Source organism: Pseudomonas putida, assembly GCF_050989985.1.
GTDB classification, from domain to species: Bacteria; Pseudomonadota; Gammaproteobacteria; order Pseudomonadales; family Pseudomonadaceae; genus Aquipseudomonas; species Aquipseudomonas putida_AI.
Genome location: NZ_CP158815.1, coordinates 314,802 through 334,929, shown reverse-complemented (window position 1 = coordinate 334,929; position 20,128 = coordinate 314,802). Strand labels below are relative to the sequence as shown.

The window sequence follows — 20,128 nt, the reverse complement described above, 5'->3', positions numbered from 1 at the left end:
GCCCGCAGGCGTTCAAGCATTGTCCGTCACCGGCGCCTTGGTCGCCGGCAAGGTGAAACCGGACACCGAACGCCGCAGCTGGCTGGCCATTTTCGCCAGGTTGCCGATGCTCTCGGCGGTGGCGGTGGAGCCGGACGAGGTTTGCGAGGTGATCTGCTGGATCACGTTCATCGTCAGGGAAATCTGGCCGGCAGACGACGTCTGTTGTTGTGCAGCGTTGGAAATGCTCTGGATCAGCGCCGCGAGGGTCTTGGATACGCCTTCGATTTCCTCCAGGGCCACACCGGCATCCTGCGCCAGACGCGCGCCGCGCACCACTTCAGTGGTGGTCTGCTCCATGGAAATCACCGCTTCGTTGGTGTCGGTCTGAATTGCCCGCACCAGCGTCTCGATCTGCCGCGTCGCCGCCGAAGAACGCTCCGCCAGCCGCTGTACTTCGTCGGCAACCACCGCAAAACCGCGCCCGGCATCGCCCGCCATGGAGGCCTGGATCGCCGCGTTGAGAGCGAGGATGTTGGTCTGATCGGCAATGTCATCGATCAGGCTGACAATGTCGCCGATTTCCTGGGAAGACTCGCCCAGGCGCTTGATCCGCTTGGCGGTGTCCTGGATCTGCTCGCGGATGTTGTCCATGCCGTGGATGGTGTTATGCACCACCTCATTACCCTTGTTGGCGATTTCCACCGAGCGCTCGGCTACCGCCGAGGACTCCGCCGCGTTGGCCGACACCTGGTCGATGGATTCGGCCATGTCGTTGATCGCTGTCGAGGCTTCGGAAATCTGCTGGGCCTGATGCTCCGAGGCCTGCGCCAGGTGCATGGCGGTGGCCTGGGTTTCCTGCACGGCGGCGGCGACCTGGCCGGCGGTCAGGTTGATGGTCGCCACGAGGTCGCGCAACTGGTCCACGGAATAGTTGATCGAGTCGGCAATGGTGCCGGTGAAGTCTTCGGTCACCGAGGCGGTGACGGTCAGGTCGCCGTCGGCCAGATCCTCGATTTCATCGAGCAGCCGCATGATCGCGTTCTGGTTGCGTTCGTTTTTCTCGGCGGTTTCACGCAGCTGGCGATTGGTTTCGCGGACCATGACCATGCCGATGAGGATGATCGACGCCAGCGCCGCCAGGCCCAGCACATACCCGCCGATGGTGTCGGTATCGCGCCCGCCGGCGAGGTTTTCGAAACCGCTGGCCAGGTGCGACGCCTCGTCGAGCAGGGTTTGCGACAGGCTGAAGATGTTGGTGGCCGACTCGCGAACCTTGAACAGCTCGGGCGAGGTTTCAAGGATTTCATCCACTGAACCGGAGACGAATTCGAACAGTTCGGAAATCTCCATCAGGCGTGCCCGGGCATCGCGGTCTTCGACCTGACTGACCCGCAGTGCCACATTGCCGGACAGCATGCCATTGAGTACCTGGCCGAAACGCGCCGCATCGCGACCGAAGGCGTCGGCGGCCTGCTGCGAGTTTTCATCGCCGGACAACACGGTATTCACCGCCCCCAGAATGCGCTCGGCCAGCAGCGATTGACGCTGGGCCATGGCCACCTGGGCAGCGGGAGCGCCACGTTGCAGGAGGATTTCCACCACTTTTTCGTATTCGACCTGCAACTGCGGCACGGTCTCGGCCAGAGTCGCGGCGACCTGATGCAGCGACAGCACGGTCTGCTCGCTGCTCAGGATGGCGTCGGTGTTTTTCAGCAGGCGTTCCCAGTCCAGTTGCACCGCGCGCATTTCCGGGCGCACGGCTGCCGGTGCCGGAGGCAGGCCGGTGGAGGGGTCGCCTTTTTTCAGATAGCTCCAGCGCTGGGCAAAATCGTTGCGCGCATCGCTGAGCAATTTGAACGCCGCGGCCTTGCCGGCGGCGGCTTCGGTGGCGTTCTTGGCAATGCGCTGGGACAGCACGCGCAGTTCGCCGGCGTGGCCGATGTACTGTTTGTCGTACGTGGCCTGGGTGTTGAGGTACGCGAAGTTGGCGAACAGCAACATGATGAAAATGATCAGCGCGATGAACAGCGCGATGATCTGCGAACGACTGCGCGACCCTTCCATTGGCTTGCCTGTTTTAGCTTTTATCATCGGTCTTCGCCTGTTAACCACACCTTCCAAGACTGCTGAAGAACCTGTGGGAGCGAGCTTGCTCGCGATAGCGGTGTATCAGCCGACAAAGATGTCGAGTGTGCCGACCTCATCGCGAGCAAGCTCGCTCCCACAGGGTTTGCCAATATCCCGACTACACCGCGATGTTCATGAACCCTTGTGACTGCGCCAGTGCAAACGGGCTGAACACCTGCCAACTCTGCTCGCGCTCGAACCGCCCCTGAATGAACGGTGCAATCGGGCCATCCAGCGTGTCGACCGGCTCCAGGCTGTCCCGGGCGAAATGCTGGAGGCCGAACACTTCATCGACCATCAGCCCGGCAAACACTTCCTGATGCTCCACCACCAACACCCGCCGTTGCCTGCGCGCGGTCGACAGTTCGTGCCCCAGGAAGCTTCCCAAATCCATGATCGGCAGCAAGCGCCCACGCAGGTTGGCCACGCCCTTGACCCAGGATTTCACCCCCGGCACCTGGGTAAAGCGTGGCTCATGCAGCACTTCACTGACTTCGCTCATGGGCGCGACGTACCAGTGATCGCCCAAGCGAAAACCGATGCCGCTCCAGTGATCCTGCCGGGTCGGCTGCGACGGCAAGTCGGCCGCCAGCAGTCGACAGCGCTGGTCGATCTGCAGCAGCAACTCGAAAGCCGTCAGCGATTCGGTCATGACCGGACGATCAACCGTTCAGTACGTTGTTCAGGGTTTTGAGCAGGGTTTCTTCGTCGACCGGCTTGGTCAGGTAATCCTTCGCGCCCTGGCGTGTGCCCCAGACCTTGTCGGTTTCCTGATCCTTGGTGGTGATGATGATGACCGGGATGTGCCCGGTTTCGGGGTCCTTGGTCAGCTGGCGGGTCGCCTGGAACCCGTTGAGGCCGGGCATCACGATGTCCATCAACACCGCGTCGGGCTTTTCCAGGCGGGCCAGGGCCACGCCGTCCGCGCCGTTTTCGGCTTTCAATACTTCATGACCGTGCTTTTCCAGCATGCCGGTCAGTTTGTACATTTCGGTCGGCGAGTCATCGACGATCAGGATACGTGCCATGGTCTTCCCCATTCTTGTCGACGCAGGGCCCGTTGGCCGAGCGTCACTGTAGGTGTCTTACTGCGGCAAAACGGCGGCGAAGCCCGGAACATGGGCCTGGATCGCGTTCAGCAGTTCTTCCTTGCTGAAAGGCTTGGTCAAAAATTGATCGGAACCGACGATGCGTCCCTTGGCCTTGTCGAACAGCCCGTCCTTGGAGGACAGCATTATCACTGGCGTGGACTTGAATGCACTGTTGTTCTTGATCAGGGCGCAGGTTTGATAGCCATCCAGGCGCGGCATCATGATGTCAACGAAGATGATGCCGGGATGGTTGTCGGCAATCTTGGCCAAGGCATCGAAACCGTCGATGGCCGTGATGACCTCACAACCCACGTTCTTGAGCAGCGTTTCGGCGGTGCGGCGAATCGTCTTCGAATCGTCGATCACCATAACCTTCAAGGCGCTGGGGTGCTGTTCCATAAATGCTCTGCCGTCGCCTTTGCGAATCTATTTGTCCATTTCCGGTAACCGGAAGGCTCGAAGCCCTTGATACTCAAGGGCCAGTACCGCTTGGCAGCCTTTTTAGCACAGTCTCCAATACCAATCTATCGGCCGGCCGGTGCAGTGGTTTTTCCTTGACCGCAAACACACTCGGCGCCACTCTGACGCCACTTTTATAGCCTGATCCTTGTAGGAGCGAGCTTGCTCGCGATGGTCGCCTACGATGACGCGTGCTGGCTGGATAAGCGCGGTGTCCTGAAGTCCATCGCGAGCAAGCTCGCTCCTACAGGAGTCGACTTGGCCCCCAACTTTCGAGGAAAACCCCATGAGCGTTCGCGTCGGGATTGTCATGGACCCTATCGCCAGCATCTCCTATAAAAAGGATAGCTCGCTGGCCATGCTGCTGGCCGCGCAGAAGCGCGGCTGGGAACTGTTCTACATGGAACAGCGCGACCTCTACCAGGCCGAAGGCCAGGCTCGAGCGCGCATGCGTCCGCTCAAGGTATTCGCCAACCCGGAAAAATGGTTCGAACTGGAAGCCGAGCAAGATGCCCTGCTCAGCGACCTGGACGTGATCCTGATGCGCAAGGATCCGCCGTTCGACATGGAGTTCGTTTACTCCACCTATTTGCTCGAACAGGCCGAAAGCGCCGGCGTGCTGGTGGTCAACAAGCCGCAGAGCCTGCGTGACTGCAACGAAAAGCTGTTCGCCACGCTGTTCCCGCAGTGCACGCCGCCGACGGTGGTCAGCCGCCGCGCCGACGTGCTGCGTGAATTCGCCGCCAAACACGGCGACGTGATCCTCAAGCCACTGGACGGCATGGGTGGCACGTCGATCTTCCGTCACCGTGCAGGCGACCCGAACCTGTCGGTGATTCTGGAAACCCTGACCGTCCTCGGCGCCCAGCAGATCATGGGCCAGGCCTACCTGCCGGCCATCAAGGACGGCGACAAGCGCATCCTGATGATCGACGGCGAGCCTGTGGATTACTGCCTGGCGCGCATTCCGGCCGCTGGCGAAACCCGTGGCAACCTCGCCGCCGGTGGCCGTGGCGAAGCCCGCCCGCTGACCGAGAAGGATCGCTGGATCGCCGCACAAGTCGGCCCGACCCTGCGCGAGAAAGGCCTGCTGTTCGTGGGCCTGGACGTGATTGGCGAGCACCTGACCGAAATCAACGTCACCAGCCCGACCTGCATCCGCGAGATCGACAACGCCTTCGGTACCGACATCGGCGGCATGCTCATGGACGCGATCGACAAGAAGCTGCAAGCCAGAAAGGCGTGACAAACAGTTTGTCGCTTACCCGTTGAAGCTTGAAGCTTAAAACCAACATTGCGTTATCATGCCCGGCCTGTGAAAAACGCGATGTTGGTTTTTTTGCCATGACCCTCCCTTCCGATCTGCCTGCCGAACTCGCCCATCGTGGCGTGCGCCCGGCCGATCGCCTCGGTTTTACCCTGTTTCTGGCAGCACTGGTGCACCTGGCGCTGCTGCTGGGCGTCGGCTTCACGGTGGTCGAGCCCAAGCAGATCAGCAGAACCCTGGAAATCACCCTCGCCACCTTCAAAAGCGAAAAGAAGCCGGAGAAAGCCGACTTCCTCGCCCAGGAGAATCAGCAGGGCAGCGGCACCCTGGATAAGAAGGCCATCCCCAAGACCACCGAGGTCGCGCCTTTCCAGGACAACAAGGTACAGAAAGTCACGCCACCGCCTGCGGCCAAGCCCGAAGTGCAGGAGACCGCGCCCAAGGCTGCCGTGACCACCGTCGCGCCGAAGCCGAAAAAGGCCGCCACCAAGACCGAAGAGCCCAAGCCCGCCACCAAGCCTGAAGTGGCCGCGCCGACCTTCGACAGCGAGCAATTGTCCAGCGACATCGCCAGCCTGGAAGCGGAGCTGGCCAACGAACAGCAGCTCTACGCCAAGCGCCCGCGCATTCACCGCCTGAGCGCCGCCTCGACCATGCGCGACAAGGGCGCCTGGTATAAGGACGAATGGCGCAAGAAGGTCGAACGCATCGGCAACCTCAATTACCCCGACGAAGCCCGGCGCAAGCAGATCTACGGCAACTTGCGCCTGATGGTCTCGATCAACCGCGATGGCTCGCTGTATGAAGTGCTGGTGCTGGAGTCCTCCGGACAGCCGCTGCTGGACCAGGCCGCCCAGCGCATCGTGCGCCTGGCCGCGCCGTTCGCGCCGTTTACGGGCGATCTGTCGGACATCGATCGCCTGGAAATCATCCGTACCTGGAAGTTTGCCCGCGGGGACAGACTTTCCAGCAACTGAAGCCCTGAGAATTTCCCTTGTGGGAGCGAGCCTGCTCGCGATGGAGTGTCAGTCGACACAACTGCAGCTGATACACCATCGCGAGCAGGCTCGCTCCTACAGTGATCCGCGTCGTTATCAGGGAATTCCTGTGCATCCCCAGCTTGTCAGTTCGCCCCTCGAACGCCACACTAGCGGTCATGAAAAACGTCAGCCCCAGCTACCTCAAGCATCACTTCCTGATCGCCATGCCTCACATGGTCGACCCGAACTTTGCGCACACCTTGACCTACATCGTCGAGCACACGGCCAATGGCGCCATGGGGCTGGTGGTCAACCGTCCGCAGGACCTGAACCTGGCCGATATCCTTGAGCAGCTGCGGCCCGATGTCGAACCGCCAGCGCTCACTCAGCATGTACCGATTTTCATCGGCGGCCCTGTCCAGACCGATCGCGGTTTTGTCCTGCATCCTTCGGGGCAAAGCTACCAGGCCACCGTTGATCTGGAAGATCAGCTGTCCCTGTCGACCTCCCAGGACGTGCTGTTCGCCATTGCCGATGGCGTCGGCCCGTCGAAAAGCGTGATCGCCCTCGGCTACGCCGGTTGGGAAGCCGGGCAGCTGGAAGCCGAACTGGCCCAGAACGCCTGGCTGACCTGCCCGTTCGACGCCGACATCCTGTTCAACACCAGCAGCGAGCTGCGCCTGGAAGCGGCGGCCAAACACCTTGGCGTCAACCTCAGCCTGCTCACCAGCCAGGCGGGGCACGCCTGATGGCCCTGCGGCTGATCCTGGGTTTTGACTACGGCACCAAATCCATCGGCGTGGCAGTCGGTCAGGTCGTTACCGGCCAGGCCCGCGAACTGTGCACCCTGAAAGCGCAGAACGGCATTCCCGACTGGGACAAGGTCGATGCGTTGATAAAGGAATGGAAGCCCGACGCCGTGGTGGTCGGCCTGCCACTGAACATGGACGGCACGCCCAGCGACATGTGCGCCCGCGCGGAAAAGTTCGCGCGCCGTCTCAATGGCCGCTTCAACCTGCCCTTCTATACCCACGATGAACGCCTGACCACGTTCGAAGCCAAGGGCGAGCGTCTGGCCCGTGGTGGACAGAAAGGCAGCTACCGTGACAACCCGGTCGATGCCATCGCCGCCGCCCTGCTGCTGCAAGGCTGGCTCGACGAAAACGGCGCCCTGTTCGAAACCTGATGCACTTAACCCGGAAGAGCCGCCTAGCGGCTCTTTTAGTGATAACCCGAGCCACTCAGGCATCACCGGCTTCGGGCCCAAGAAGGAGCAACCATGAGCCTGCCCAATCCCGCCGAACTGATCAGCCAGATGGCGATCCGGCTTGACGCCTACCTGGCCAAACGTGGCATCAGCGAACCACGGTATATCGGTATTCGTACCGGCGGCGTCTGGGTCGCCCAGGCCCTGCTCAAGGAGATGGGCAGCGACTCGCCCCTCGGCACGCTCGACGTCTCCTTTTACCGCGACGACTTCAGCCAGAACGGCCTGCACCCGCAAGTGCGCCCCTCGGCCCTGCCGTTCGAAATCGAAGGCCAGCACCTGGTGCTGATCGATGACGTGTTGATGAGTGGCCGGACCATCCGCGCCGCCATGAACGAACTCTTCGACTACGGTCGCCCGGCCAGCGTGACGCTGGTGTGCCTGCTCGACCTGGACGCCGGCGAGCTGCCGATCCGCCCGAACGTGCTGGGTGCGACCCTGTCCCTGGCCGCCAACGAACGGGTGAAGCTGTCCGGCCCTGAGCTTGAGCTCGAAGTACAAGACCTCGCCCTTTAATTCGCCCTATTGAGAGTCCCATTGCGATGACGCCTCCAGAAACCAAGCGCCCGCTGCAGCTCAATGACCAGGGCCAGCTGCGCCATTTCCTCTCGCTCGACGGTTTGCGCCGCGAGTTGCTGACGGAAATCCTCGACACCGCCGACTCCTTCCTCGAAGTCGGTGCCCGGGCGGTCAAGAAGGTCCCGCTGCTGCGCGGCAAGACCGTGTGCAACGTGTTCTTCGAGAACTCCACCCGCACCCGCACCACCTTCGAACTGGCGGCCCAGCGCCTGTCGGCGGACGTGATCACCCTGAACGTGTCGACATCGTCGGCGAGCAAGGGGGAAACCCTGCTCGATACGCTGCGCAACCTGGAAGCCATGGCCGCCGACATGTTCGTCGTGCGCCACGGTGATTCCGGCGCCGCCCACTTCATCGCCGAACACGTGTGCCCGCAAGTGGCGATCATCAACGGCGGCGACGGCCGTCACGCGCACCCGACCCAGGGCATGCTCGACATGCTGACCATCCGCCGGCACAAGGGCGGTTTCGAGAATCTGTCGGTGGCCATCGTCGGCGACATCCTGCACTCGCGGGTCGCGCGCTCGAACATGCTGGCCCTCAAAACCCTGGGTTGCCCGGACATCCGCGTCATCGCCCCGAAAACCCTGCTGCCGATCGGCATCGAGCAATACGGCGTGAAGGTCTACACCGACATGACCGAAGGCCTGAAAGACGTCGACGTGGTGATCATGCTGCGCCTGCAGCGTGAGCGCATGACCGGCGGCCTGCTGCCGAGCGAAGGCGAGTTCTACCGCCTGTTCGGTCTGACCACCGCTCGCCTGGCCGGCGCCAAGCCCGATGCCATCGTCATGCACCCCGGGCCGATCAACCGCGGCGTGGAGATCGAGTCGGCGGTGGCCGACGGCCCGCACTCGGTAATCCTCAACCAGGTGACCTACGGCATCGCGATTCGCATGGCGGTGCTATCCATGGCCATGAGCGGGCAGACTGCGCAGCGCCAATTCGAGCAGGAGAACGTGCAGTGAAGCTCAGTATTCTTGGCGCCCGCGTTATCGATCCGGCCAGCGGCCTGGACCAGAACACCGATATCCACATCGAAGCCTGCAAGATCGTCGCCATTGGCGCCGCGCCAGCCGGTTTTGTCGCTGTCGACACCATTGACGCCAAAGGCCTGGTGGCCGCGCCTGGCCTGGTTGACCTCAATGTCGCCCTGCGCGAGCCGGGTTACAGCCGCAAAGGTTCGATCGTCAGCGAAACCCGTGCCGCCGCGGCCGGTGGCGTGACCAGCCTGTGCTGCCCGCCAAAGACCAAACCGGTGCTGGACACCTCGGCCGTGGCCGAACTGATCCTCGACCGCGCCCGCGAGGCCGGCAACACCAAGGTGTTCCCGATCGGCGCCTTGAGCAAAGGCCTGGACGGCGAACAGCTGGCCGAACTGGTCGCCCTGCGCGATGCCGGCTGCGTGGCCTTCGGCAACGGCCTGGAGAGCTTCCGCAATACCCGGACCCTGTGCCGGGCGCTGGAATACGCGGCGACCTTCGACCTGACGGTGATTTTCAACTCCCAGGATCACGACCTCGCCGATGGCGGCCTGGCCCACGAAGGCCCGACCGCCAGCTTCCTCGGCTTGCCGGGCATTCCGGAAACCGCCGAAACCGTGGCCCTGGCCCGGGATCTGCTGCTGGTTGAGCAGACTGGCGTGCGCGCGCACTTCAGCCAGCTCACCAGTGCTCGCGGCGTGGCCCTGATCGCCCAGGCCCAGGCCCGTGGCTTGAAGGTCACGGCGGATGTCGCGCTGTATCAGCTGATCCTGACCGATGAAGCTCTGATCGACTTCAGCAGCCTCTATCACGTCCAGCCGCCACTGCGCACTCGCGCCGACCGTGACGGCCTGCGCGAAGCGGTCAAATCCGGAGTGGTCTCGGCCATTTCCAGCCATCACCAACCCCACGAGCGGGACGCCAAGCTGGCACCGTTCGGCGCCACTGAACCGGGCATCAGCAGCGTTGAATTACTGCTGCCGCTGGCGATGACCCTGGTAGAGGATGGATTGCTGGATCTGCCGACGCTGCTGGCACGCCTCAGCGCCGGCCCTGCCCAGGCATTGCGCCTGCCGGTGGGCAACCTGGCCGTGGGTGGTGCGGCGGACATCGTGCTGTTCGACCCGACGGCCTCGACCGTGGCCGGTGAGACGTGGCTGTCCAAGGGCGAGAACTGCCCGTTCATTGGTCACAGCCTGCCGGGCGTGGTGCGTTACACCCTGGTGGATGGGCGGATCAGCCACCAGGCGTAAGACTCCGTGGCGAGGGAGCTTGCTCCCGCTGGACTGCGCAGCAGGCCCATCTATTGGGGCCGCTTCGCGACCCAGCGGGAGCAAGCTCCCTCGCCACATTAATCAGCGTCGCTGGGCGTTACGTAGCGAAACCTGGTCATTCAGCGTCCAGAAGTCATACAGCACCCCCACGACGAACAACCCGCCCGTCAACAGGTAGATCAAGCCGCTGATCCACTTGCCCTGATACATCCGGTGCACGCCGAAAACCCCGAGAAACGTCAGCAGAATCCACGCCACGTTGTATTCGATAGGGCCGGCGGTGAACCGAAGGTCTGCCTCACGGTCCATTGCCGGGATCAGGAAGACGTCGATCAGCCAGCCAATCCCCAGCAAGCCGAAGGTGAAGAACCAGATCGTCCCGGTCACCGGCTTGCCGTAATAGAAGCGGTGAGCCCCGGTAAACCCGAAAATCCACAGCAGATAACCGATCACTTTGCTGTGAGTGTCTTGCTGCGCAGCGGATTGCTGATAGGGGTTCATGAATGACCTCAATTCATACGATAGATAAATATTCTTTAAATCTTTGTGACTTTTTTACGAGTAGCCGACAGATGGCAAGTGCTACCTTGCCCCCCGTCAAACCCTTGTAGCACCTGACTCCTGTCCGACAATTGCGTCCATTTGCCGCATTTTGGGCTCCTTTAGACCCAAGTGGAATCGACCAACGGCCTCGAGATGCCAAAAAAAGCTGTTATAAAGTTTCGCGCTAACCCATACGAGCCTTGCCTAATGCGTCCATTTTTCAAGACATGGCTAACCATTTGCCTATTATTGCCACTGGCCGCCCACGCCACCAATCGTGAGCAACGTCTTCCGAACGTTAATGGTTACACCCCAAAATCCCATGCTTCTGCCCCTTCGAGCAAAAGCAAGAAATCGACCAAACAAGCTCCAGAGTTGGTCAGCAACAAAAGCGGCCTGGTTCCGCCCATGGCGAGCAAGGAAAGCAGCAACGTGTTGAGCCGCGCCGTGAACGTCCTCGGTACACCGTACCGCTGGGGCGGCAGCAGCCCGAGCAAAGGTTTCGATTGCAGCGGCCTGGTGAAATACGCGTTCAACGACGCCACCTTTGACCTGCCACGTACTTCCAATGCCATGGCCAGCGGTCACGGCGAGAAAGTCGATCGCGAAGACCTGAAGCCGGGCGACCTGATTTTCTTCAACATCAAGAGCCGCCGAGTCAATCACGTTGCCATCTACCTGGGCAACGACCGCTTCATCCACGCGCCTCGCCGTGGCAAGTCGGTCAGCATCGATACCTTGAAGAAACCGTACTGGGAAAACCACTACGTGGTTGCCAAGCGGGTTCTGCCAAAAGAACAGAACGCGATGCGGGTTGTTCAGCGCTGATCGCAACACCTTCATCGACATGATGACCCCATCGCGAGCAGGCTCGCTCCCACAGGATTGATGTGATCCATGTGGGAGCGAGCCTGCTCGCGATGAGGCCCTTGAAAGCACCGCAACCCTTCCTCAAAAGTTATCCGGCGACCGCGCCTTCTCCCTTGCCTGCTCGCGACTGACCAATCCCCGGGTCACCAGGTCTTTCAGGCTCATATCCAGCGTCTGCATCCCCAGCGACCCACCCGACTGAATCGATGAATACATCTGCGCCACCTTGTCCTCACGGATCAGGTTACGGATCGCCGATGTGCCGAGCATGATCTCGTGGGCGGCAATGCGCCCGCCGCCGATTTTCTTCACCAGCGTCTGCGATACCACCGCCAACAGTGATTCGGAGAGCATCGAGCGCACCATGGACTTTTCGTCCCCCGGAAACACGTCGACGATGCGGTCGATGGTTTTCGCCGCCGACGTCGTGTGCAACGTGCCGAATACCAGGTGACCGGTTTCGGCGGCAGTCAGCGCCAGGCGAATGGTTTCCAGGTCGCGCATCTCGCCTACCAGAATCACGTCCGGGTCTTCACGCAGGGCCGAACGCAGGGCTGTGGCAAAGCTGCGGGTATCACGATGGACTTCACGCTGATTGATCAGGCATTTGCGCGATTCGTGGACGAACTCGATCGGATCTTCGATGGTGAGGATATGGTGATGGCGGTGGTTGTTCAGGTAGTCGATCATCGCCGCCAGGGTGGTGGACTTGCCGGAGCCGGTCGGGCCGGTCACCAGTACCAGGCCGCGGGGAGCGTCGGTCATTTTCCGGAACACGTCGCCCATGCCCAGCTCGTCCATGCTCAGGATTTTCGACGGGATCGTACGGAACACCGCACCGGCGCCACGGCTCTGGTTGAACGCGTTGACCCGAAATCGCGCCACGCCGGGCACATCGAAGGAGAAGTCGGTTTCCAGATGCTTTTCGAAGTCCACACGCTGGGTGTCGTTCATGATGTCGTAGATCAGCGCCTGGACTTCCTTGTGGTCCAGCGCCGGCAGGTTGATGCGGCGCACATCGCCATCGACGCGGATCATCGGCGGCAGGCCGGCGGACAGATGCAGGTCGGAAGCTCCTTGTTTGGCGCTGAACGCCAGTAGCTCAGTGATATCCATAGCACCTCTCAATTCCAGTAGAATGCCGCCAACCTCAGACCCGCTGGCGCCTCTTAAATGTCCACCATAGCAGACAACATTCAACTGGTTAGTTCGCGCATCCGGGCTGCTGCCCTCGCCGCCAACCGTGATGAACATAGCGTCCAACTGCTGGCCGTGAGCAAGACCAAACCCTCGCTAGACCTGCGCGAAGCCTATGCCGCCGGCCTGCGCGACTTTGGTGAAAACTATCTGCAAGAGGCCCTGAGCAAGCAGCTGGAATTGGCCGACCTGCCCTTGATCTGGCACTTCATCGGCCCCATTCAGTCGAACAAGACTCGCGCTATCGCCGAGCACTTCGCCTGGGTGCATTCCGTGGATCGTCTGAAAATCGCACAACGCCTGTCCGAGCAACGCCCTGCCGATCTGCCGCCCTTGAACATCTGCATCCAGGTCAACGTCAGCGGTGAAGCCAGCAAGTCCGGCTGCACCCCGGCCGACCTGCCGGCCCTGGCCAATGCCATCAGCGCCCTTCCGCGACTGAAGTTGCGCGGTTTGATGGCCATTCCCGAGCCGACGGAAGATCGCGCCTCACAGGACGCGGCTTTCGCGGCCGTGCAAAGCCTGCAAGCCAGCCTGAATTTGCCACTCGACACACTTTCCATGGGCATGAGCCACGACCTTGAGTCGGCCATCGCCCAGGGCGCCACCTGGGTCCGTATCGGTACCGCCCTGTTTGGCGCCCGCGACTACGGCCAGCCTTGATACTTTCTTTATAAGGACCTGACATGAGCAAGACGCGTATTGCCTTTATCGGTGCCGGCAACATGGCCGCCAGCCTGATCGGCGGCCTGCGGGCCAAGGGCCTGGACGCCGCGCAGATCCGCGCCAGCGATCCGGGTGATGAAACCCGTGCCCGTGTGAGCGCCGAGCATGGCATCGAAGTGTTCGCCGACAATGCCCAGGCCATCGAAGGCGCCGATGTGGTGGTGCTGGCGGTCAAGCCCCAGGCGATGAAAACCGTCTGCGAAGCCATTCGCCCAAGCCTCAAGCCCGGGCAACTGGTGGTTTCGATTGCCGCCGGTATCACCTGCGCCAGCATGAACAACTGGCTCGGCGCCCAGCCGATCGTGCGCTGCATGCCCAACACCCCTGCGTTGCTGCGCCAGGGCGTGAGCGGCCTGTTCGCCACCGCCCAGGTGAGCGCCGAACAGCGCCAACAGGCCCAGGAACTCCTGTCGGCTGTCGGCATTGCCCTGTGGCTGGATGAAGAGCAGCAACTGGATGCCGTCACCGCCGTCTCGGGTTCCGGCCCTGCCTACTTCTTTCTGCTGATCGAAGCCATGACCGCTGCCGGCGTGAAGCTCGGCCTGCCAGCGGATGTCGCCGCGCAACTGACCCTGCAGACCGCCCTGGGCGCCGCGCACATGGCTGTGTCCAGCGACGTCGATGCTGCTGAATTGCGTCGTCGCGTCACCTCGCCTGCGGGCACCACGGAAGCGGCGATCAAGTCGTTCCAGGCCGGCGGTTTTGAAGCACTGGTCGAAAAAGCACTGGGCGCCGCCGCGCACCGCTCCGCCGAGATGGCTGAGCAACTTGGCCGCTAATCAGCACTTAAAAAGGAATCAATAATGCTCGGACTCAATGACGCTGCCATTTTTGTGATTCAAACCCTGGGCAGCCTGTATCTGCTGATCGTGCTGTTGCGCTTCATCCTGCAACTGGTGCGAGCGAACTTCTATAACCCGCTCTGCCAGTTCGTCGTGCGAGCCACGCAACCCCTGCTCAAGCCGCTGCGCCGGGTGATTCCGAGCATGTTCGGCCTGGACATGTCGTCGCTGGTCCTGGCCCTGCTGGTGCAGATGGTGCTGTTCGCGGTGATCCTGTTGCTCAATGGCTATTCGGTCGATGCACTGTTCCTGGTGCCATGGTCGCTGATCGGCATCTTCGCGCTGTTTTTGAAGATTCTGTTCTGGGCAATGATCATCAGCGTGATCCTGTCCTGGGTCGCTCCGGGCAGCCACAACCCGGGTGCGGAACTGGTGCAGCAGATCACCGAGCCGGTCCTGGCGCCGTTCCGCCGGATCATCCCGAACATGGGCGGCCTCGACATCTCGCCGATCTTCGCCTTCATCGCGCTGCAATTGCTGCAAAGCTGGCTGATCCCGCGCCTGGCCTACTACGCGGTGATGCCGCGTGAGCTGTTTGGCCTGATCTGATCCGTTACACCGCGTCATCGTTCTTCGCGAGCAGGCTCGCTCCCACAATGGAATGCATTTCCCTGTGGGAGCGAGCCTGCTCGCGATTGCAGCGCCCGGCTTTAGCTGAATGCAATCAGGCCCGGCCTTTGCTTGCCGCTAACCCCAGCGGTCTTTAGACTTACGCCTCATTTCAACGAGAGCAGGGTCGATGCCAGCTGCCTTTCCCCCCGATTCTGTTGGTCTGGTGACGCCGCAAGTGGCGCACTTCAGCGAACCCCTGGCATTGGCCTGCGGTCGTTCGCTCCCAGCCTACGACCTGATTTACGAAACCTACGGCACGCTGAACGCCACGGCGAGCAACGCCGTGCTGATCTGTCACGCGCTGTCGGGCCACCACCACGCTGCCGGCTTCCACAGCCCCGAAGACCGCAAGCCCGGTTGGTGGGACAGCTGCATCGGCCCCGGCAAGCCGATCGACACCAACAAGTTCTTCGTGGTCAGCCTGAACAACCTCGGCGGCTGCAACGGCTCCACCGGACCGAGCAGCATCAACCCGGAGACCGGCAAGCCGTTCGGCGCCGACTTCCCGGTGCTGACCGTGGAAGACTGGGTGCACAGCCAGGCGCGCCTGGCCGATCGCCTCGGCATCGCCCAATTCGCCGCCGTGATCGGTGGCAGCCTGGGTGGCATGCAGGCGATGCAATGGAGCATCACGTACCCTGACCGTATCCGTCACTGCCTGGCCATCGCCTCGGCGCCCAAGCTGTCGGCGCAGAACATCGCCTTCAACGAAGTGGCGCGCCAGGCGATCCTCACCGACCCGGAATTCCACGGTGGTTCGTTCCAGGAGCAGGGCGTGATCCCCAAGCGCGGCCTGATGCTGGCGCGGATGGTCGGGCACATCACCTACCTGTCCGACGACTCGATGGGCGAGAAATTCGGCCGTGGCCTCAAGAGCGAAAAGCTCAACTACGACTTCCACAGCGTCGAGTTCCAGGTCGAAAGCTACCTGCGTTATCAGGGTGAGGAGTTCTCCGGGCGTTTCGACGCCAACACCTACCTGCTGATGACCAAGGCCCTGGACTACTTCGATCCGGCGGCCAACTTCGACGATGACCTGGCCAAGACGTTCGCCAACGCCACCGCCAAGTTCTGCGTGATGTCCTTCACCACCGACTGGCGCTTCTCCCCGGCCCGTTCGCGGGAACTGGTGGACGCATTGATGGCTGCGCGCAAGGACGTCTGCTACCTGGAAATCGACGCACCGCAAGGCCACGACGCCTTCCTGATTCCGATTCCGCGCTACTTGCAGGCGTTTGCCCACTACATGAACCGAATTACGTTGTGAGATAGCCATGAGAGCTGATCTGGAAATCATCCAGGAATGGATCCCCGCCGGCAGCCGCGTGCTCGACCTCGGTTGCGGCAACGGCGAACTGCTGACCTGGCTGCGCGACAACAAGCAAGTCACTGGTTATGGCCTGGAAAACGATGCGGACAACATCGCCGAGTGCGTGGCCAAGGGCATCAACGTCATCGAGCAGGACCTGGACAAGGGCCTGGGTAACTTCGCCAGCAACAGCTTCGACATCGTGGTCATGACCCAGGCGCTGCAAGCGGTGCACTACCCGGACAAGATCCTCGACGAAATGCTGCGGGTTGGCCGCCAATGCATCATCACCTTCCCGAATTTCGGTCACTGGCGCTGCCGCTGGTACCTGGCGAGCAAGGGCCGGATGCCGGTTTCCGAGTTCCTGCCGTACACCTGGTACAACACGCCGAACATCCACTTCTGCACCTTCGCCGACTTTGAAGCCTTGTGTCGCGAACGTGAAGCGAAGGTCATTGATCGGCTTGCCGTGGATCAACAGCATCGGCACGGGTGGGCCAGTAAGCTATGGCCTAATCTGTTAGGTGAGATCGGCATTTACCGCGTCAGCAGCCCGGGACTTGCAGACCACAAGGTCGCGGTCTGACCACCTTAATTCGAGGAGAACGATCATGGGTCGTCTAGCGCTGTTTCTACTCACCGCCTGCCTGAGCGTCACAGCCATGGCCGCCGATGCGATCAAGGGTGATCGCAAGGAAGTCTTTGGCGACACGACGGTGCACTACAACACCTTCAACTCCACCTTCCTGACACCGGACATCGCCAAGGCCGCGCAACTCACGCGCAGCAAAAACCAGGGCGTGATCAACATTTCGGTACTCAAGGACGGCAAGCCGCAGATGGCCCAGATCAGCGGCACGGTCAAGGACCTGACCAGCCAGAGCGTGAACCTGAACTTCCGCCAGATCACCGAGCAAGGCGCGATCTACTACATCGCCCAATACCCGGTGGAACAGCAGGAAACCCGCACCTTCGACATCAAGGTGCAGACCGGTGACAAAATCAACACCATCAATTTCAACCAAGAGCTCTTCCCCGGCGAATGATCAACTTCACGCAACTCGTATTGGCCAGCCACAACGCCGGCAAACTCAAGGAACTCCAGGCCATGCTCGGTCAGTCGGTGCAGCTGCGCTCGATCGGCGAGTTCAGCAACATCGAGCCTGAAGAGACCGGTCTGTCGTTCGTCGAGAACGCCATCCTCAAGGCCCGCAATGCCGCGCGCATTTCCGGCTTGCCGGCACTGGCCGACGATTCGGGACTGGCGGTGGACTTCCTCGGCGGCGCGCCGGGCATCTACTCGGCGCGTTATGCCGATGGCAAGGGCGATGCGGCGAACAACGCCAAGCTGCTCGACGCGCTCAAGGATGTGCCGCAAGCCGAACGTGGCGCGCAGTTCGTCTGCGTGCTGGCGCTGGTGCGTCACGCCGATGATCCGCTGCCGATCCTCTGTGAAGGCCTGTGGCACGGTCGCATCCTCACCCAGGCCAGTGGCGAACACGGTTTTGGCTACGACCCGCTGTTCTGGGTGCCTGAGCGTGATTGCTCCAGCGCCGAGCTGAGCCCGGGCGACAAGAACCAGATCAGTCACCGCGCCCGTGCAATGGATCTGCTGCGCCAGCGTCTGGGCTTGAAATGACCGGTGAATCATCCGCGTCGCCGCTGATCTTCGGCGGCGACGCCCAATCGCCTCGGGCGGCCCTGCCTGTGCTGCCACCCCTGGCGCTGTACATCCACATCCCGTGGTGCGTACGCAAATGCCCTTATTGCGACTTCAACTCCCACACCGCCAGTCCCGTACTGCCGGAAGAAGAGTATGTGGACGCGCTGCTGGCTGACCTCGATCAGGATCTGCATGCGGTCTACGGCCGCGAACTCAGTTCGATTTTCTTCGGCGGCGGCACACCCAGCCTGTTCAGTGCTCAAGCCCTGGGCCGCCTGCTCAAGGGCGTCGAACAGCGAATTCCGTTTGCCCACGACATCGAAATCACCCTGGAAGCCAATCCGGGAACCTTCGAGCAGGATAAGTTCGTGGCTTACCGGGCGCTGGGCATCAATCGCCTGTCGATCGGCATCCAGAGCTTCCAGCAGGAAAAACTCAAGGCGCTGGGGCGAATTCACAATGGCGACGAAGCGGTGCGAGCGGCCGGCATGGCGCGTCAGGCCGGGTTCGACAACTTCAACCTGGACCTGATGCACGGCTTGCCCGATCAGTCCCTGGATGACGCCTTGAACGACTTGCGCACAGCCATCGCCCTGAAACCGACACACTTGTCGTGGTATCAACTGACCCTGGAACCGAACACGGTGTTCTGGAACCAGCCGCCGACGCTGCCGGAAGACGACACGCTGTGGGACATTCAGGAGGCCGGGCAGGCGTTGCTGGCAGAACACGGTTACGTGCAATACGAGGTGTCGGCCTACGCCCAGCCTGGTCGCGCGGCGCGACATAACCTCAACTACTGGAGCTTTGGCGACTTCATCGGCATCGGCGCCGGCGCCCATGGCAAGCTCAGTCATCCGGACGGGCGCATCGTGCGCACCTGGAAGACCCGATTGCCAAAGGACTACCTCAACCCGGAGAAGAGCTTTCAGGCCGGTGAAAAGGCGCTGGCCAATGATGAAATGCCGTTCGAGTTCCTGATGAACGCCCTGCGCCTGACTGAAGGCGTCGAAGCGCGACTGTACCCGGAGCGAACCGGAATGCCCCTGGAGAGTCTCGCCGAAAGCCGCCGCGAAGCCGAACAAAGCGGCCTGTTGCAGGTCGAACCGTCACGTCTGGTGGCCACCGAGCGCGGACAACTCTTCCTCAACGACTTGCTGCAGAATTTTCTGACCTAAGGAAATCGAATGGATTTGATACTCGACCTGCTCGCCACCGTGTCTCGCTGGAGCCGCAGTAATCTCTCGGAAATCGCCCTGGCCCTGGTGGGCTGCCTGCTGGTGCTGTTCGGTGCGGATTTCAAAGGCTGGGTCGAGCAACGCCTGGGCAGCATCGCCGGCGCCTTGCGCGTTCCGCTGATGGCCCTGCTGTGCATGATCGGCAGCGGCGCGGCGCTGATCTATGCCACGCCGTGGGTCGTCAAAGGCCTGAGCCAGTTCAACAACTACAGCTTGGCGCCGGTGCTGTTGGTGGTGCTGGTGCTCATCGGCGTCGTTGCAGACCGCCGCTGATCTCAAACCACATAAAAATCACTGTGGGAGCGGGCTTGCCCGCGATGGCGGCCTGACAGCCAACATTGATGTTGAATGTTATGGCCTCATCGCGAGCAAGCTCGCTCCCACAGGTTTTACGCCAGCTTCTCGAACTTCAAATCCCAAACCCCATGCCCAAGACGTTCGCCACGGCGTTCGAACTTGGTGATCGGGCGCTCGGCCGGGCGTGGTACGCACTTGCCGTCTTCGGCCAGGTTGCGATAACCCGGCGCGACATTCATCACTTCAAGCATGTATTCGGCGTACGGTTCCCAGTCGGTGGCCATGTGCAGAATTCCGCCGACCTTCAACTTGCTGCGCACCAGCTCCGCGAAGGAAGCCTGAACGATGCGGCGCTTGTGGTGACGGCTCTTGTGCCATGGATCCGGGAAAAACAGCATCAGGCGATCGAGGCTGTTGTCGGCCACGCAACGGTTGAGCACTTCGATCGCATCGCAATCGTAGACTCGCAGGTTGGTCAGGCCTTGTGTCAGCACGCCATTGAGCAGCGCGCCAACACCCGGACGGTGAACTTCCACGCCAATGAAGTCCTGCTCCGGCGCAGCGGCAGCCATTTCCAGCAGCGAATGGCCCATGCCGAAGCCGATTTCCAGCGAACGCGGTGCCGAACGGCCGAACACCTGGTCGTAATCCACCGGTGCATCGGCCAGGGGCAGCACGTACAGCGGCGCACCCTGCTCCAGACCACGTTGCTGGCCTTCGGTCATGCGCCCGGCACGCATCACGAAACTCTTGATGCGGCGGTGTTGGCGCTCGTCGCCTTCTTCCGTCTGGATAGGCGTGTCGTTCGATTCAGTCATCAAT

Annotated in this window: 24 protein-coding genes; 17 read left to right on the top strand and 7 right to left on the bottom strand. The window is 61.6% G+C overall.

What is annotated here, in order from left to right:
* Positions 1–12 precede the first annotated feature (12 nt).
* The 4 genes from ABTV29_RS01650 to pilG all read right to left on the bottom strand — a co-directional run bounded on the left by ABTV29_RS01650 (position 13) and on the right by pilG (position 3,599).
* A complete protein-coding gene (locus tag ABTV29_RS01650) occupies positions 13–2,073 on the bottom strand; it encodes a methyl-accepting chemotaxis protein (protein WP_433768537.1) in 2,061 nt (686 codons plus the stop codon).
* Between the two features lie 154 nt (positions 2,074–2,227).
* Positions 2,228–2,761: a chemotaxis protein CheW gene (locus ABTV29_RS01645; RefSeq protein ID WP_433768535.1), complete on the bottom strand. Its 534-nt coding sequence runs from the start codon at positions 2,759–2,761 to the stop codon at positions 2,228–2,230.
* 10 nt (positions 2,762–2,771) lie between these two features.
* A complete protein-coding gene (gene pilH / locus ABTV29_RS01640; RefSeq protein WP_096514418.1) occupies positions 2,772–3,137 on the bottom strand; it encodes a twitching motility response regulator PilH in 366 nt (121 codons plus the stop codon).
* Positions 3,138–3,194: 57 nt separating this feature from the next.
* A complete protein-coding gene (gene pilG, locus ABTV29_RS01635) occupies positions 3,195–3,599 on the bottom strand; it encodes a twitching motility response regulator PilG (RefSeq protein WP_056854372.1) in 405 nt (134 codons plus the stop codon).
* A 346-nt stretch (positions 3,600–3,945) separates the two neighbouring features.
* On the opposite strand from pilG, the gene gshB reads away from it, so the two are divergent.
* From gshB to ABTV29_RS01600, 7 genes are all read left to right on the top strand, one after another.
* On the top strand, positions 3,946–4,905 hold the full coding sequence (gene gshB / locus ABTV29_RS01630; RefSeq protein WP_433768534.1) for a glutathione synthase: 960 nt from the start codon (positions 3,946–3,948) through the stop codon (positions 4,903–4,905).
* 98 nt (positions 4,906–5,003) lie between these two features.
* The gene (locus ABTV29_RS01625) at positions 5,004–5,903 is read left to right on the top strand and encodes a TonB family protein (RefSeq protein ID WP_433768533.1); all 900 of its coding nucleotides are present in this window, start codon (positions 5,004–5,006) and stop codon (positions 5,901–5,903) included.
* Between the two features lie 179 nt (positions 5,904–6,082).
* Complete coding sequence (locus ABTV29_RS01620) at positions 6,083–6,655, top strand: YqgE/AlgH family protein (RefSeq protein ID WP_433768532.1); 573 nt, start codon at positions 6,083–6,085, stop codon at positions 6,653–6,655.
* Entirely contained in the window at positions 6,655–7,092 is a 438-nt protein-coding gene (ruvX, locus tag ABTV29_RS01615) for a Holliday junction resolvase RuvX (protein ID WP_433768530.1), read from the top strand. Before ABTV29_RS01620 ends, ruvX begins: the two co-directional genes overlap by 1 nt.
* A 93-nt stretch (positions 7,093–7,185) precedes the next feature.
* On the top strand, positions 7,186–7,689 hold the full coding sequence (pyrR, locus tag ABTV29_RS01610; RefSeq protein ID WP_433768528.1) for a bifunctional pyr operon transcriptional regulator/uracil phosphoribosyltransferase PyrR: 504 nt from the start codon (positions 7,186–7,188) through the stop codon (positions 7,687–7,689).
* A gap of 26 nt (positions 7,690–7,715) precedes the next feature.
* The gene (locus ABTV29_RS01605; RefSeq protein ID WP_096514412.1) at positions 7,716–8,720 is read left to right on the top strand and encodes an aspartate carbamoyltransferase catalytic subunit; all 1,005 of its coding nucleotides are present in this window, start codon (positions 7,716–7,718) and stop codon (positions 8,718–8,720) included.
* A complete protein-coding gene (locus ABTV29_RS01600) occupies positions 8,717–9,988 on the top strand; it encodes a dihydroorotase (protein ID WP_433768526.1) in 1,272 nt (423 codons plus the stop codon). Before ABTV29_RS01605 ends, ABTV29_RS01600 begins: the two co-directional genes overlap by 4 nt.
* A 102-nt stretch (positions 9,989–10,090) precedes the next feature.
* On the opposite strand, the gene ABTV29_RS01595 is transcribed toward ABTV29_RS01600, so the two are convergent.
* Complete coding sequence (locus ABTV29_RS01595; protein WP_433768524.1) at positions 10,091–10,510, bottom strand: NINE protein; 420 nt, start codon at positions 10,508–10,510, stop codon at positions 10,091–10,093.
* 249 nt (positions 10,511–10,759) lie between these two features.
* Here ABTV29_RS01595 and ABTV29_RS01590 point away from each other — a divergent pair, with 249 nt between their 5' ends.
* Positions 10,760–11,380, top strand: a complete 621-nt coding sequence (locus ABTV29_RS01590) for a C40 family peptidase (protein ID WP_433768523.1) — start codon at positions 10,760–10,762, stop codon at positions 11,378–11,380.
* Positions 11,381–11,503: 123 nt separating this feature from the next.
* On the opposite strand, the gene ABTV29_RS01585 is transcribed toward ABTV29_RS01590, so the two are convergent.
* On the bottom strand, positions 11,504–12,538 hold the full coding sequence (locus ABTV29_RS01585; RefSeq protein ID WP_433768521.1) for a type IV pilus twitching motility protein PilT: 1,035 nt from the start codon (positions 12,536–12,538) through the stop codon (positions 11,504–11,506).
* A 57-nt stretch (positions 12,539–12,595) separates the two neighbouring features.
* Between ABTV29_RS01585 and ABTV29_RS01580 the strand changes: the two genes are divergently transcribed.
* The 9 genes from ABTV29_RS01580 (at position 12,596) to ABTV29_RS01540 (ending at position 19,282) form a co-directional block, all read left to right on the top strand.
* Positions 12,596–13,282: a YggS family pyridoxal phosphate-dependent enzyme gene (locus ABTV29_RS01580; protein ID WP_433768520.1), complete on the top strand. Its 687-nt coding sequence runs from the start codon at positions 12,596–12,598 to the stop codon at positions 13,280–13,282.
* Between the two features lie 23 nt (positions 13,283–13,305).
* Positions 13,306–14,124 (top strand): pyrroline-5-carboxylate reductase, encoded by an 819-nt coding sequence (proC, locus tag ABTV29_RS01575; protein ID WP_433768518.1) that lies wholly within the window; start codon positions 13,306–13,308, stop codon positions 14,122–14,124.
* A 24-nt stretch (positions 14,125–14,148) separates the two neighbouring features.
* Positions 14,149–14,736: a YggT family protein gene (locus tag ABTV29_RS01570; RefSeq protein WP_433768515.1), complete on the top strand. Its 588-nt coding sequence runs from the start codon at positions 14,149–14,151 to the stop codon at positions 14,734–14,736.
* 190 nt (positions 14,737–14,926) lie between these two features.
* Positions 14,927–16,066, top strand: coding sequence for a homoserine O-succinyltransferase MetX (metX, locus tag ABTV29_RS01565; RefSeq protein ID WP_433768514.1), 1,140 nt, complete (start codon positions 14,927–14,929; stop codon positions 16,064–16,066).
* Positions 16,067–16,073: 7 nt separating this feature from the next.
* A complete protein-coding gene (metW, locus tag ABTV29_RS01560) occupies positions 16,074–16,694 on the top strand; it encodes a methionine biosynthesis protein MetW (protein WP_077046059.1) in 621 nt (206 codons plus the stop codon).
* A gap of 25 nt (positions 16,695–16,719) precedes the next feature.
* Positions 16,720–17,154, top strand: a complete 435-nt coding sequence (locus ABTV29_RS01555) for a DUF4426 domain-containing protein (RefSeq protein WP_433768512.1) — start codon at positions 16,720–16,722, stop codon at positions 17,152–17,154.
* Entirely contained in the window at positions 17,151–17,747 is a 597-nt protein-coding gene (gene rdgB, locus ABTV29_RS01550) for an RdgB/HAM1 family non-canonical purine NTP pyrophosphatase (RefSeq protein ID WP_433768510.1), read from the top strand. The genes ABTV29_RS01555 and rdgB overlap by 4 nt, the downstream gene beginning before the upstream one ends.
* Positions 17,744–18,949 carry a radical SAM family heme chaperone HemW gene (hemW, locus tag ABTV29_RS01545; protein WP_433768509.1) on the top strand — a complete coding sequence of 402 codons (1,206 nt, stop codon included), beginning with the start codon at positions 17,744–17,746 and terminating at the stop codon, positions 18,947–18,949. The genes rdgB and hemW overlap by 4 nt, the downstream gene beginning before the upstream one ends.
* A 9-nt stretch (positions 18,950–18,958) precedes the next feature.
* Entirely contained in the window at positions 18,959–19,282 is a 324-nt protein-coding gene (locus tag ABTV29_RS01540; RefSeq protein WP_011336381.1) for a DUF3392 domain-containing protein, read from the top strand.
* Positions 19,283–19,398: 116 nt separating this feature from the next.
* Here ABTV29_RS01540 and trmB read toward each other — a convergent pair whose 3' ends face one another.
* Complete coding sequence (gene trmB, locus ABTV29_RS01535; RefSeq protein ID WP_433737641.1) at positions 19,399–20,124, bottom strand: tRNA (guanosine(46)-N7)-methyltransferase TrmB; 726 nt, start codon at positions 20,122–20,124, stop codon at positions 19,399–19,401.
* Between the last annotated feature and the right edge of the window lie 4 nt (positions 20,125–20,128).

Coding starts and splice junctions, on each gene's coding strand:
- ABTV29_RS01585 (WP_433768521.1), bottom strand. CDS start 12,538: ATGGATATCACTGAGCTACTGGCGTTCAGCGCCAAACAAGGAGCTTCC.
- ABTV29_RS01570 (WP_433768515.1), top strand. CDS start 14,149: ATGCTCGGACTCAATGACGCTGCCATTTTTGTGATTCAAACCCTGGGC.
- ABTV29_RS01590 (WP_433768523.1), top strand. CDS start 10,760: ATGCGTCCATTTTTCAAGACATGGCTAACCATTTGCCTATTATTGCCA.
- metX (WP_433768514.1), top strand. CDS start 14,927: ATGCCAGCTGCCTTTCCCCCCGATTCTGTTGGTCTGGTGACGCCGCAA.
- gshB (WP_433768534.1), top strand. CDS start 3,946: ATGAGCGTTCGCGTCGGGATTGTCATGGACCCTATCGCCAGCATCTCC.
- pilH (WP_096514418.1), bottom strand. CDS start 3,137: ATGGCACGTATCCTGATCGTCGATGACTCGCCGACCGAAATGTACAAA.
- proC (WP_433768518.1), top strand. CDS start 13,306: ATGAGCAAGACGCGTATTGCCTTTATCGGTGCCGGCAACATGGCCGCC.
- rdgB (WP_433768510.1), top strand. CDS start 17,151: ATGATCAACTTCACGCAACTCGTATTGGCCAGCCACAACGCCGGCAAA.
- ABTV29_RS01605 (WP_096514412.1), top strand. CDS start 7,716: ATGACGCCTCCAGAAACCAAGCGCCCGCTGCAGCTCAATGACCAGGGC.
- ABTV29_RS01580 (WP_433768520.1), top strand. CDS start 12,596: ATGTCCACCATAGCAGACAACATTCAACTGGTTAGTTCGCGCATCCGG.
- trmB (WP_433737641.1), bottom strand. CDS start 20,124: ATGACTGAATCGAACGACACGCCTATCCAGACGGAAGAAGGCGACGAG.
- ABTV29_RS01555 (WP_433768512.1), top strand. CDS start 16,720: ATGGGTCGTCTAGCGCTGTTTCTACTCACCGCCTGCCTGAGCGTCACA.
- ABTV29_RS01620 (WP_433768532.1), top strand. CDS start 6,083: ATGAAAAACGTCAGCCCCAGCTACCTCAAGCATCACTTCCTGATCGCC.
- ABTV29_RS01540 (WP_011336381.1), top strand. CDS start 18,959: ATGGATTTGATACTCGACCTGCTCGCCACCGTGTCTCGCTGGAGCCGC.
- ABTV29_RS01625 (WP_433768533.1), top strand. CDS start 5,004: ATGACCCTCCCTTCCGATCTGCCTGCCGAACTCGCCCATCGTGGCGTG.
- pilG (WP_056854372.1), bottom strand. CDS start 3,599: ATGGAACAGCACCCCAGCGCCTTGAAGGTTATGGTGATCGACGATTCG.
- pyrR (WP_433768528.1), top strand. CDS start 7,186: ATGAGCCTGCCCAATCCCGCCGAACTGATCAGCCAGATGGCGATCCGG.
- ABTV29_RS01650 (WP_433768537.1), bottom strand. CDS start 2,073: ATGATAAAAGCTAAAACAGGCAAGCCAATGGAAGGGTCGCGCAGTCGT.
- ABTV29_RS01595 (WP_433768524.1), bottom strand. CDS start 10,510: ATGAACCCCTATCAGCAATCCGCTGCGCAGCAAGACACTCACAGCAAA.
- ruvX (WP_433768530.1), top strand. CDS start 6,655: ATGGCCCTGCGGCTGATCCTGGGTTTTGACTACGGCACCAAATCCATC.
- hemW (WP_433768509.1), top strand. CDS start 17,744: ATGACCGGTGAATCATCCGCGTCGCCGCTGATCTTCGGCGGCGACGCC.
- metW (WP_077046059.1), top strand. CDS start 16,074: ATGAGAGCTGATCTGGAAATCATCCAGGAATGGATCCCCGCCGGCAGC.
- ABTV29_RS01645 (WP_433768535.1), bottom strand. CDS start 2,761: ATGACCGAATCGCTGACGGCTTTCGAGTTGCTGCTGCAGATCGACCAG.